This is a genomic window from Paraburkholderia sp. BR10937, assembly GCF_040965695.1.
Taxonomy (GTDB): Bacteria; Pseudomonadota; Gammaproteobacteria; order Burkholderiales; family Burkholderiaceae; genus Paraburkholderia.
In genome coordinates this window covers 1-12147 of sequence record NZ_JBFRCL010000022.1, presented here as the reverse complement: position 1 = coordinate 12147, position 12147 = coordinate 1, and the positions used below count along the sequence as shown (strand labels likewise).

13 protein-coding genes are annotated in these 12147 nt (G+C 66.0%); 3 read left to right on the top strand and 10 right to left on the bottom strand.

Annotated features, from left to right (window positions below):
- Positions 1-101: 101 nt before the first annotated feature.
- From alr to AB4Y44_RS19190, 3 genes are all read right to left on the bottom strand, one after another.
- A complete protein-coding gene (gene alr / locus AB4Y44_RS19200) occupies positions 102-1223 on the bottom strand; it encodes an alanine racemase (RefSeq protein ID WP_368700545.1) in 1122 nt (373 codons plus the stop codon).
- A 133-nt stretch (positions 1224-1356) separates the two neighbouring features.
- Positions 1357-1959 carry an alpha/beta fold hydrolase gene (locus tag AB4Y44_RS19195; protein WP_342921989.1) on the bottom strand — a complete coding sequence of 201 codons (603 nt, stop codon included), beginning with the start codon at positions 1957-1959 and terminating at the stop codon, positions 1357-1359.
- 37 nt (positions 1960-1996) lie between these two features.
- The gene (locus AB4Y44_RS19190) at positions 1997-2890 is read right to left on the bottom strand and encodes a LysR family transcriptional regulator (protein ID WP_342921988.1); all 894 of its coding nucleotides are present in this window, start codon (positions 2888-2890) and stop codon (positions 1997-1999) included.
- 102 nt (positions 2891-2992) lie between these two features.
- On the opposite strand from AB4Y44_RS19190, the gene AB4Y44_RS19185 reads away from it, so the two are divergent.
- Entirely contained in the window at positions 2993-3418 is a 426-nt protein-coding gene (locus tag AB4Y44_RS19185) for a VOC family protein (protein WP_342921987.1), read from the top strand.
- 26 nt (positions 3419-3444) lie between these two features.
- Here the strand turns inward: AB4Y44_RS19185 and AB4Y44_RS19180 are convergent, their stop codons facing one another.
- Both AB4Y44_RS19180 and AB4Y44_RS19175 read right to left on the bottom strand, forming a co-directional pair.
- Positions 3445-4560, bottom strand: coding sequence for a linear amide C-N hydrolase (locus AB4Y44_RS19180; RefSeq protein WP_342921986.1), 1116 nt, complete (start codon positions 4558-4560; stop codon positions 3445-3447).
- Positions 4561-4715: 155 nt separating this feature from the next.
- Positions 4716-5000 (bottom strand): hypothetical protein, encoded by a 285-nt coding sequence (locus AB4Y44_RS19175; RefSeq protein WP_342921985.1) that lies wholly within the window; start codon positions 4998-5000, stop codon positions 4716-4718.
- Positions 5001-5191: 191 nt separating this feature from the next.
- Between AB4Y44_RS19175 and AB4Y44_RS19170 the strand changes: the two genes are divergently transcribed.
- Positions 5192-5674 (top strand): hypothetical protein, encoded by a 483-nt coding sequence (locus AB4Y44_RS19170; RefSeq protein WP_342921984.1) that lies wholly within the window; start codon positions 5192-5194, stop codon positions 5672-5674.
- A gap of 105 nt (positions 5675-5779) precedes the next feature.
- Here the strand turns inward: AB4Y44_RS19170 and AB4Y44_RS19165 are convergent, their stop codons facing one another.
- Positions 5780-6085: a hypothetical protein gene (locus AB4Y44_RS19165; RefSeq protein WP_342921983.1), complete on the bottom strand. Its 306-nt coding sequence runs from the start codon at positions 6083-6085 to the stop codon at positions 5780-5782.
- 352 nt (positions 6086-6437) lie between these two features.
- Between AB4Y44_RS19165 and AB4Y44_RS19160 the strand changes: the two genes are divergently transcribed.
- Entirely contained in the window at positions 6438-8648 is a 2211-nt protein-coding gene (locus AB4Y44_RS19160) for a TonB-dependent siderophore receptor (RefSeq protein WP_368700544.1), read from the top strand.
- 63 nt (positions 8649-8711) lie between these two features.
- Here AB4Y44_RS19160 and AB4Y44_RS19155 read toward each other — a convergent pair whose 3' ends face one another.
- The 4 genes from AB4Y44_RS19155 to AB4Y44_RS19140 all read right to left on the bottom strand — a co-directional run.
- Positions 8712-9377 carry a DUF2278 family protein gene (locus AB4Y44_RS19155; protein WP_342921981.1) on the bottom strand — a complete coding sequence of 222 codons (666 nt, stop codon included), beginning with the start codon at positions 9375-9377 and terminating at the stop codon, positions 8712-8714.
- A 161-nt stretch (positions 9378-9538) separates the two neighbouring features.
- Entirely contained in the window at positions 9539-9892 is a 354-nt protein-coding gene (locus AB4Y44_RS19150; protein ID WP_342921980.1) for a RidA family protein, read from the bottom strand.
- Between the two features lie 55 nt (positions 9893-9947).
- Positions 9948-11129 (bottom strand): NAD(P)/FAD-dependent oxidoreductase, encoded by a 1182-nt coding sequence (locus AB4Y44_RS19145; protein WP_368700543.1) that lies wholly within the window; start codon positions 11127-11129, stop codon positions 9948-9950.
- The coding region (locus AB4Y44_RS19140; RefSeq protein WP_368700542.1) for an FAD/NAD(P)-binding oxidoreductase at positions 11122-12147 on the bottom strand (1026 nt) is incomplete at its 5' end. The genes AB4Y44_RS19145 and AB4Y44_RS19140, both read right to left, overlap by 8 nt.

Genomic DNA, 12147 nt, shown 5'->3' with positions numbered 1-12147 from the left:
GGTGTGCGATGCACCGCGCGTGTCAACACAAAAATAGGTGACGCAAGGCCGGGGCTCAACCGGAAGTTTGACGAAATTTCGTCAGCGAGCTTTCGGCGTCGTCAGGCGGCCATGCGCTCGCCGTGTGATTGCGCAGCGCTGGCCGTATCCGCGCCGTCGGCCACGACCACCGGGACGCGCAGCGCGAGTGCGCACATCAGCTCGTAGCCAATCGTGCCCGACGCTTCGGCCACTTCGTCCACGCGCACCTGGTCGCCCCACAGCTCGACGCTCGAACCGATGCCCGCAGGCGGGCACGGCGTGAGATCGACCGTGAGCATGTCCATCGAGACGCGCCCGACCACGCGCGTGCGCACGCCGTCCACGGCAATCGGCGTGCCGGTGGGCGCGTGGCGCGGATAGCCGTCCGCATAGCCGCACGCCACCACGCCGATGCGCATGGGCCGGTCGACCTCGAAGGTGCGGCCGTAGCCGATGGTTTCCTGCGGTGCGAGCGTCTGCACGCCGATGATGCGGCTCGTGAGCGTCATGGCCGAACGTAGTCCGAAGCCTTCCAGGTGCCGCGCCACGCCCGTGGGCGACGCGCCGTAGAGGATCGTGCCGGGCCGCACCCAGTCGCGATGCGCGCGCGGGTGCCAGAGCACGCCCGCCGAATTCGACACCGACTGCTCGCCGGGCATGTCCTGCACCACCGCGTCGAAGGTGTCGAGCTGCCAGTCGATGTGGCCGTCGTCGGCGTTCGCGAAGTGCGTCATGAGACCGATCGCGCCGATCGACGCAATGCCGCGTGCGCGTTCCCACGCAGCGCGATACGCGTGCGGGCGGAAACCCAGGCGGTTCATGCCCGAGTTCATCTTCAGCTGGATATCGATGGGCTGCTGCGGCTTCGCTGCCGCGAGCAGATCGAGCTGCTCGTCGCAGTGCACGGCCACGGTGAGGCGGTATGCTGCGGCCAGCTCGACGTCGGCGGGTTCGAACACGCCTTCGAGCAGCAGCAGCGGTTTGGTCCAGCCCAGTTCGCGCACGCGCACGGCTTCATCGAGGTCGAGCAGGGCGATGCCGTCGGCGCCCGCGAGCGCCGGATAGATGCGCTCGATGCCGTGACCGTACGCATTGGCCTTGATCACGGCGAAGGCGCGCGAGCCGGCCACGATCTGCTTTACGAGCTGCAGGTTGTGACGGATGGCGTCGGGTTGAATGCGGGCGACGATGGGGCGCGGCATAGGCGTTCCTGTGGGTTGGATGGCGACGATCTAGTGATTTGTGCAATCGTATTGATTTTCGTCCAGTTATTTTTAATGTATTTTTCGACGAATTTGGTCGAAACGACTGTCGCTCGTCCCGCAGGGCAACGGGTCAGCCCGCCGTCAGATGGGCATCCACGAGCGGCGCCAACGCCTGGGCGTGGACGCTCGCGAGATCGTGCTCGCCGCCGCGCACCACGTGCAGCGTGGAATAGGCGAGCAGCGCGTTGAGCCGCTCGCCGACCGCGACAGGACTCAAGGGATCGTTGTCGCCCCACAGCAGCAGGGCCGGCTGGGTGATGCTGGCGATCTGGTTCGAAAGGTCCGTATGGAACGAGACGAACCACTCGGGGAAGGCGCTCGTGTCGCCCGCGCGCCAGTTCTGCGCGCCGAGCGCCGCGGTGTCGATGCCGCCAGACGTGACCGAGAGCACCAGATGCGTGACGAACCGCGGCTTCTCGAGCGCCGCGCGCATGGCGATGACGCCGCCCATCGACTGGGCGATCAGCGCCGTGGGCCGATCGAGCATGGCCAGCACGCGCTGCACGATGGCGTCGATGCTGGCGACCGCCGGGTCCGGCGGCTCGCCGCCAAAGCCCGGATAGCCGACGAAGCGGCGCGCTGCCGGCGTGGCGAGCCGATCGGCCAATGGTCGCCAGAAGGCCTTGTTGCCCGAGGCGCCGGGCAGGAAAAGCAATTGTTCGGGAGTGCGCACGTGTGTTTCTCCAGTGGGCCTGCAAGGCATGACGGGTTCATGGCGCCTCGTCCGCCGGCTGTTGCGCACGGGCGCGCGATTCGAGCAGGTCGATCAGCAGGCGTGCGGGGTCGCTCAGCGTGCCCGGCGCGCGATGCACGAGGCCGACGTCGCGGTGGAACGTGTGCTGCCCGAGATCGATCGCGCGCACCCTGGCCGGCCAGCGCCGCCACGCCGACGTTTGCGGCACGAGCGCGACGCCCACGCCGTTCGCAACCAGTCCGACGATGGCTTCCAGCTCGTCGAGCTCGCTCAGGTCCTGCACGGTGTAGTGCATGCGGCGCAGGAAGCGGTCGACCTGGCGCCCGCCAAACGATGCCCGATCGTAGCGGATGAAGGGTTGCGTCGCCAGCAGCTCGGCCCAGTCGTGGCCTTTCACGTGGCGCGGCACGATGAGGCGGAACGGCTCGCGTGCGAGCGTGGTCCAGCGCAAATCGCTTTGCAGTGCGAAGGGTGGCCGGATGATGGCCGCCATGTCGATTTCGCCCGCATCCACGAGATTGTGAAGCTCCATCGAAACGCCGGGGATCACGCGCGTGCGGCAGCCGGCACAACGTCGGTGGAATTCGGCGAGCGCCTCGGGCACCAGCGCGCGCTGCACGGAAGCGATCGCGCCGAGCGTGACGCGCCCGGTCGCCGCGGGCCCGGCCGCGCTCGAACTCAGGTTTTCATAGAGCCGGATGACTTCGTGCGCCTGGGCGAGGATCTGCTGGCCCATCGCGTTCAGGCGCGCCGCGCGCCCCTCGCGGTCGAACAGCGCGAAGCCCAGCTCCGCCTCGAGTCGCTGCATTTGCGCGCTCACGGCAGCCTGGGTCAGGCCGATCTTCTGTCCCGCCGCGGCGAACGTGCCTTCTCTCGCCACAGCCACGAGGGTTCTGAGTTCGCGTATCATTCATCAAGAATATTTGTGAATCAGAAAATTATATATTGATTTTGTTTTTGATTCGGCCTGTCTACCATGGCGGGATCGCTTTCAAAGACAGTGGAGACATGCATGTCGCTTTCCCCCTTTCACCTCGCCATTCCCGTTTATGACCTCGCAGCAGCGCGCGACTTCTACGGTCGCGTGTTCGGCCTCGCGGAAGGGCGCTCCAGCGCGCAGTGGGTCGACTTCGACTTCTTCGGCCACCAGCTCGTGATTCACGAGCACCCGAAAACGGCCTCGCAGGACCACGCGCACACGAACCCCGTGGACGGCCACGACGTGCCGGTGCCGCATTTCGGCGTCGTGCTGGGCTGGGGCGACTGGGAGGCGCTGGCCGAGCGCCTCAAGACCTTCGGCGTGAAGTTCGTGATCGAGCCCTACGTACGCTTCAAGGGGCAGGTGGGCGAGCAAGCCACGATGTTCTTGCTCGACCCGTGCGGCAACGCGCTCGAATTCAAGGCGTTCAAGGACATCGGTCAGCTGTTCGCCAAATAAGCGCGAATCGAATCGCCGCGTGGCGATCAAGGCGCGGGCGCAGGCATGAATTTGAACGACGGCGTCGCCACGAAATTGCCCGACACCTCGCCCGAATACACCTGGCCCGAATCGATCGTGAGCTTCATCACGGGCGCGCCGGGCTTGAGGTCGAGCTTGCTCAGCGAGATCCAGAACGTGTCGGGGCGGGTGGCGGAATCGAAGTAATAGACGCGGTTCGTCTGGTCCGCGACCGTGCGCCAGATCGTCGACGAGAGATTCGGCATGTTGGGCGTGGTGATGCCGAGCGGCACGCTCACCGAGCGCATGAGGCTCATCACGCTCGCCACGGCCTGATAGTTGGCGTTCTGCTGCGGCACGCCCGCCATATAGGCCGGGTCGGGCTTCTTCGGAATGGCGTCGAGCAGAAACGAGGTGCGCACGAAACGGTCGGCCGCGCGATTCGTGCCGGGCAGAAAGGCGAGACCGCCCACACCTTTCCAGTACGTATCGAGCGCAAGCTGTTCGGGGTAGATCGGCGAGTTCGTCATCACCTTGTACGCCTTGTCGTGCATGATCACGAGCTTGCCGTCGATATATTCGAGGATGGCCGAGTCGCCTTGCGAATCGGAAAGTGCGAGGTGGATCGAGATCGGTTTGCCGTCGGGCAGCGGCGGCGCGATGATCTGGAACGGCTCGTGGCCAAGCGCATCGACGGCCTCGCCAACCGTGGCGAAATTGTCGAGCACGTATTGCGCCCACAGGCTGATGGCAAGCGGCTGCCGCCCCGAATTGGGCTTGCCGTAATCGGTTTCGGCGAGATAGAGCGCGTTGGCCACGAGGCCACGCTCGTTCATGCCGTCCACATTGCCGATGTCGTAGCCCGAGACCACCACGCTGCCGTATTTCGAGCGCCAGTGCGGCGAGCGCGGGCCCGCGTTGCCGTCGCGTTCGATCCCGGCCGGAAAGACCCAGAGGTTCGAGCGCATGTCCTCGGACCAGTCCATCGAACGCCCCGTGATGACGAGACCGCTGTCGCCCACGTAGAGCGCGCGCGTACAGGCAAGCGCAGGGTCAATGAGGAGCGGCGCCGCCAGCAAGGCGAGCGAAGTAGCAAGCACGCAGACTTTCAGGCGCAGACGCGAACGAACCAGACGGGACATGATGGCGTTCCAGTTGCAGGACGCGCCGATCATGTCATGGAACGCGCTTTGAGCCGTTCCAGCATGGCCGAAGCACAAGCATGCCCTCGCGCGCGCTATGCGGCGCGGATAGCCTGGTGCAGATGCCGCTGGCCGGTTGGCCGTTTATCGGCGGCTCAGTGGTGCAGATACAGCACGGCGCGCGAATGCGAGTGCGCGGTCATGCCCGACTGCGACATGCCGCCTGGCACGCCGCCCACGCCCCAGAGCGTGGCATCGTCGGCGCCGCTGCGCGTCGCGACGCGGGCTTCGGCGGCGTGCACGTCGGCGGGAAGCTGCACGTGCGCCGCGGGGCCGCTGTTCAAATCGAGCTGGGCGTAAGCATTGCCGCTTTGCGCGAAGGCTGCGGCTGGCAAGATCAGCGCAGCAACGAGCGCGGTTGAACAGATTCCGGTTTTCATGATCCGACCTCCATCGTGTTCGCCGCGATGTCGCCGGCGAAGGGCCCGGCGGCTCGCAAGAGCGGATTCTTGACCGTGGATTAATGCCAGCGCACCGGCGCGTTTTAAGCGATTTTTAAGTCTTGCTCGACATAGTAGAAAACGCCTCCCGGCGCAAACCGCGCGTGGAGACTCGAACAATGGAGGATGAGATGCGTTTTCGCACTGCTATGGCGGCGGCCGCACTGGTGTGCGCACCGGCCCTCGCATTGGCGGCCCAGCCGCTTTTCGTCAACGTCGACGGCCACTTCGTTCCGGCTCAGGGCGAGACCCATGTGGTCCAGACCTCGGCAGGCCCGGTCAAGATCAGTACGTGGAGCTGGCATAGCCCGAACGGCGCCAGCAGCATTCAGGTTCAGAGCAGCAGCGGCGGACCGCCGCCCGCGTGGGCGCTGCAGCAGATGCGCGCAATGACCACGCAGATGTGGGCCATGCAGGCCCAGATGCAGCAGCTTCAGCAAGCGGCATTCAACGGTGCGTTCGCGATGCCCGCACCGATGCCGGTGCTGTTCGCGGTGCCCGTGTGGGCGATGCCGGGGCCGGTGATCGTCGTCTATCCGGGGCATGCGCCGGCGCCTGCATCGGGACAACCGCCCGCGGTCGTGCCGCCGCACACGCCGGCAGTGAAGGCGTAAGCGCGCAACACAGTGAGGGCAGAGCCGCCAGTTGATGCTGGCGGCCGACAACAATAATCAGGAAAACTGACGATTGTACGTGTGCAAGCGTGCAGCGTGTGAGTGCTAGGGTTGCTGCCAGTGGAAACGATCGCCGCGAAGGGGCGCGCCTTCATCGTCGAGCTTTTTATCGCCGCCCGGGAGCGCTTCGAAATACGTCTTGTCGTCTTTCTGGGTCCCCGTATGCAACGCGGCGCGCGAAATGCCCGGCGGGATGGACGAGGGGGAGGCGGGAGGCCAATGGAGCGTGGCAGACGCCGCGCTCTGGGGAGAGGGCAGATCCGTGTTTTCGTTCGCCGCGGCGAGGCCCATGGCCCATGCGGCCGGGACCGAAGCCAGAACGATCAGCACGGGGAACGTAGCGTGTCTCATACGCGGTCACCACGTGAATGCACTGACTGGGCCTCTATTTTATGTCGCGGCTTAGCGAATTTCCAGGCGCCGGCATCACGCAAAGTAGCAATCCGGGCACGGGCGCGCCACCTTTCGTGCGGCTGTCCAATCCAGACGATTTCCGGTGATTCTTGCGCAAAATAGACACTATTTGGTCGCTTCGAGTCCGTTTTGAGCAGTATTTCGAGGGAATCCATCAAATCTGACGAATGAGCCGCGGGTTCTAGGAAAAGTCGTAAGGGTTTGTTAATATCGCCCGCCAGTGAAAATGCGAATGCTTCTCATTGAAGTATCCTGGCAAGCACTGGCGAGACGACCCTTCGAAAACGACATGAACAACCGAGAACACGCGCGACAAGCGCGACGCACGCTGCCGCGGCCGTTGCATATTGCGGCCTGGCTTACTTTCGCGGCGGCTCAAGCCGCTGTTGCCCAAACGTCGACGCAGGACAGCGGCGCGACGAGCGCAGCCCCAAAGACGCCTCAGGCCGCCGCCGCCTCCGGTACGGCCGGCAAGGACCAGGCGCTGCCCGCCGTGAAGGTGAGTGCGAGCCAGGTCGCCGATTCGCCGCTGAACCTGAGCACGCCGGTGAACAGCGGCGCGCTCGGCACGCGCTCGCAGCTCGACACGCCGTTCTCGACCACCGTCGTGACGGGCGAGAATCTGGCCGAGCGCCAGGTCTACAAGCTCGGCGACGTGTTTGCCGGCGACGCCTCGGTCACCAACAACAGCAACGCCTATAACGCGTGGGCCACCTACATCACGATTCGCGGCCTGCCCGTGGACTGGCAGAACGGCTTTCGCATCGACGGCAATCCGTTCATTTCGTACGGCATCACCATGCCCTACGAGCAACTCGAGCGCGTGGAACTGCTCAAGGGCCTGGGCGGCTTCATGTACGGCTTCGCGCAGCCGGGCGGCCTCGTCAACTACGTGACGAAGCGGCCGGAGAAGGACCCCGTCACGAGCCTCGACGTGGGTTATCGCATGGACGGCGTGCTGAGCACGCACGTCGACCTGAGCCGGCGCTTCGGCCCGGACGACATGTTCGGCGCGCGCCTGAACTACACGAAGGAAGCGGGCAAGACCTATAACGCCGGCGATATCAACCGCAACTCGGTTTCGCTCGCGCTCGACGGCCAGCTCACGCGCGACCTGCAGGTGTGGTTCAACGCGCTCTACCAGACGATCCGCTCCAGCGGCCAGACGCCCGCGATCTACACAGGCAGCTACACGGCGTCGAGCCTGCCCGCGGTGATCAGCGGCGGCAGCAACCTGCTCGGCGGTACCGACCAGCACATCAACACCAACCTGCAGCTCTACACGGCGGGCGTGCGTTACCAGCTCACGCCCGACTGGTCGTTCGCGACCTCGGGCAGCTACAGCAAGTCGGCGCGCGACCGCAACGAGAGCACGCTCACGCTGCTCAACCAGCAAGGCGACTACACCGACGCGCGCTGGAATGGCGACGAAGCCCACCAGGACATCTACTGGCAGGGCATGTTCGAGGGCAAGGTCAAGACCGGGCCGTTCACGCATCAACTCGTGATTGGCGGCGCGTACCAGCACCAGACCAACAACTACGCGTTGAACTCGATTTATACGGTGCTCGGCAACGGCAATCTGTATCAGCCCAACCCGTGGCGCTTCTATTCGGGCGGCGGGCTCGAAACCTACCGCACGAGCGACATCACACAGGCGTCGGCGTTCGTGAGCGACACGATGCAGATCACGAGCCGCTGGGCGGTGCTCGCCGGCCTGCGTTACACGAACTATAGTCAGAACAACTACGCAACCACGGGCGAAAAGACCTCCCAGTACAGCCAGAACGGCGTGCTCACGCCGACCTTCGCGCTCATGTACAAGCTCGAGCCGAACACGACGCTGTACGCGAGCTACGTCGAGGCGCTGGAGCAGGGCGCGATCGTGGACAGCATCTACGCGAACGGCGGGGCGATGCTGCGTCCGCTGCGCTCGCGCCAGTATGAAATCGGCATCAAGAGCGAACACGAGCGCTGGAGCGCCACGGCGGCCCTGTTCCGCATCGAGCGCGGCGCGGCCTATGCGAACGCCGACAACGTCTACGTGCAGGACGGCAATTCGATCTACGAAGGCGTCGAGGCGGCCGGCAGTGTGCGGCTGGGCCGAAGCTGGCAGGTGGCAGGCAGCGTCACGCTGCTCGATACGTGGTACGCGAAGGGCCAGTCGTACAACGGCAATCGCGTGGCCGGCGCGCCAACCTTCGTCGCCGCGGGCCGCGTGACTTACGACGTGCCTTATGTACAGGGCCTGCAGCTGGCCGCGGACGCGAAGTTCACGGGCAGCACCCAGGTGCGTCCGGCAAACAATCTGGAAACGGGCGGCTATATGGTCGTGAACGTGGGCGCGAACTACTTCACGCGCATTGGCGGCCACGACGTGACGCTGCGCGCGGCCATCGACAACATCACGAATCGACGTTACTGGATGTTCCAGTACTCCGATTACATCGCGCCGGGCGATCCGCGCACGGTCAGCCTCAACGCGAAGATCGACTTCTAAACGAGTCGATCCGTTTCAACGGGCGGGCGCATGGCGGGATTCCGGCATGCGCCCACGCGCCGTTTACGAAATCGGCTGCGAATCCGGCGTGGGGTTGCCGAGATTGTCGGTGGGCACGTATTGCTGATCGAACGCCGCCACATACAAGGCCCATTCCGGGTCGCCCAGATCCACGAGCAGCGCGCCGTCCTGCCAGATATCGTTGTGGTCGTTCGCGTCGTTGCCGGCCTTGTGGATGAACTCGCCCTTCGAACCCTGGTTCATGTGGACGTCGTGGATGCCGTCGCCTTCGCTGTAGAAGCGGCCAAACACGTAGACATCGAGCGACGATTGTTGCGCGCGCAACAGCAGGCGCTGCAGCGAGGCGACGGGCTCCACCTGATCGGAGCCGTCCATTACATCGCTGTTGCGCCATGCGCCCGTATTGGCGAGGAAGTCGCTGCGCTCGAAGTCGATGGCCGGCAGCGCGTCGGTGCCCGTAAGATCGGTCGAGCCTTCGGCCGCGCCCTCGAGCGTGGAGAGCACGTTGTGGTTGAAGTCGAACACGAGCTTGTACTTGAGCAGGTCGTCCGCGTCCGTGGTGCCCACGTTCACGGCGATGTCCCAGCGCGTGCCATCGACCGTCACGCCGAAGTGCAGGTGGTACTGGACTTCGTGTGGCCGCCGCGTGGCCTTCAACTGCGGTGCGGAAACAATCTTCGCCTTGACGTAACCGTAAGGAAGGGCCATCGCGCGCTCCTCTAAGTTCGGGTGGGTCCGCCATTGTGCCGCGCGAACGTGAACTTGCGCTTACAGCGTGCGCGCGATGCCGTGCCCATCGCTTTACGGTTGTTCGACTGTGGCTGTCGACGCGCTTTCACGGCAGCGCCGGCAGCCATCATGCGCGGTGCTTAACCCAGCGCCACGACCGCGATTTCCACGAGCAGTTGCGGCGACGCCAGCTGCGCCTGCACTGTCGCGCGCGTGGGCGCGCAAGCTTCGGGCACCCATGCGTCCCACACTTCGTTCATGCCCGCGAAGTCGCGCGCGATATCGGCGAGCCAGACCTGCGCGGAGACGAGCCGGGTCTTGTCGATGCCGGCCTTGGCGAGAAAGCCGTCGATTTTCGCGAGCACGGCGGCGGTCTGGATCTTCACGTCGGGCGACGGATCGGCGGATGTTTGGCCGCCCACGAACACGAGTCCGGCGGCCTTCACGACGCGGCTCATGCGCTGACTGGTTTCGATACGAACGATATCGTTCATGTGTCTGCAAGCTCCTTCGCCGCAAGGGCGACACAGGGTGAGGAAATCGATGGCGTCAATGCGCGGCAACGCCGGCCAGCGGCGCTTGCACCGCGGCGCGCTCGAAGCGGTCGATCGCGAACGCATCGAGCGAAAGCGAAGGCGCGCCGTCGAGCACGAGTTCGGAAACGAGGCGCCCGCACGCGGGCCCGAGTTGAAAGCCGCTGCCGCAATAGCCGAACGAGTAGTAGAGATTCGCGGCGCGCCGGCTCGCCGAGATGATCGGCAGCGAGTCGGCCGTGAACGCTTCCACGCCGGCCCATGCGCGGTTCACGCCCAGATGGCGCAGATGCGGAAACAGATCGACGACGGTCTGCGCGCTTTTCACGAGCCGCATGAAATCGACTTCGCCGTGCCGCCCCGGCAGTTCCGCGATGCCGATCAGCTTGCCGCCGATCACCACCGTGCCGTTGTCGAACTGCTTGAACGAGAGCGGCCGGCCCGTTGCGCCGAGCGTCGCGCGGCAGAACGGCGCCACGCGGTGCGTGACCATCAGCATGAGCCCTTCGGGGTGCACGGGCACCGGCTCGCCCGCCTGGCGCGCCAGTTCGCCCGACCACGCGCCCGCCGTGACGAGCAGCTTGCGCGCGGCAAAGGTGCCGCGCGGGGTTTGCGCGATCCAGCGCTCGCCGCGCGGCTCGATGTGCGTGACCGCCGTGCCTTCGTGAAAGCGCGCGCCGTGCTTTTGCGCGGCGAGGCGAAACGCCGTGGTGGTGCGAAAGGGCAGCGCATAGCCGTCGCGTTCGACCCAGATGCCGCCCGTCACGTGCTTCGCCAGTGCCGGTTCGAGTTCGAGCACCGTCTCGCGGTCGATCAGCTTTTCGTGCGTGAAGCCGTGCGCTTCGAGCAGCGCGACGCGCTCGCGGCACTCCTCCAGTTCGGCCTCGGTCTCGGCAATCTTCAGTTGTCCAGAGGGAACGAAACCGCCGTCGTGGCCGATGGTGTCGGGCAGCGTGTGCCAGACTTCGCGCGACATGAGGGCGAGCGGGATCTCGGGGAGCGGGCGGCCGAGCGTGCGCACGCCGCCCGCGTTGACGCCCGACGAATGGCGGCCCACGTAGTCGGCTTCGAGCACGATCACGCTTGCGCCGCGCCGCGCCATGTGAAAGGCGCTGCTCGAACCGTGCAGGCCGCCGCCGATCACGAGCACGTCCGCTTCCTGCAGGGCGCTCGCAGGGGGAGTTCGGGCGTCATTCACCGGCGAGTTCTCCGAGCGTGAGCGGTTTGATGGGCGGCCGGATGCGGTAGTAGCCCACCTCGGCTGGCGGCACCCTGCGCGCCTCGGCGATCACTTCGGTCACGGTGAGGCCGCACATGCGGCCCTGGCACGGCCCCATGCCGCAGCGGCCGAACGACTTCGCCTGATTCGGGCCGAGGCAGCCCAGGCCGACGAAGCCGCGCAACTCGCCCGCCGTCACTTCTTCGCATCGGCAGACGATGGTGCTGTCGGCGGGGATGCGGTTCGCATCGCGCGGGCGGTAGAGGCTGTCGAGGAACGGACGGATGCGCATTACGCGCTCGAGTTCCGCGCGATGGGGGCCCGCCTCGCGATCGCGCGCGGCGGCATCGATCGAGCCTAGCTGTGCGGCGGCGGCGAGCGCCGCGAGTACACCCTGTTGCGCCGCGGCCTGGGCGCCGCCGATGCCCGCGCCGTCGCCCGCCACGAAGATGCCGGGCACGTCGAGTTCGCCCCATGCATCCGTTTGCGGTGTGAAGCAAAGCTGCCCGTTGTCCCAGCGATGCGTGGCGCGCAGCGCCTGCGTGAACTGCGTGTTGGGCACCACGCCCTGGTGCAGCAGGATCACCTCGGCTTCGACGCGGTGCGCGCGGCCTTGCGACGTGAACGTGAGCGCTGCCGCGCGCTGCACGCCGTCGCTGCCCTGACGGCCCTCCACGGCGAGGTCGTCGGCGGCTTCGAAAATGGGCACCCTGGCCTCGCGCAGCGTGCGGATCAGGTGCAGGCCCTTGCTCAGGAACGGCCACGAGCGCAGCGCGGCAAGCAGGTGGCGTTTCGCGCGCCAGCGGTCTTCGTGGCGCGTGGTGTCGACGAGCGCGCGAATCGGCACGCCTGCCCGGACGTATTGCCAGCCGAGCAGGTAGAGCAGCGGCCCGCAGCCCACGAGCACGGCTGGCGAGGCGGGCACTTCGCCCGCGCTCTTGAGCTGGATTTGTGCGGCGCCCGCCGTGAGCACGCCGGGCAGGGTCCAGCCCGGAAT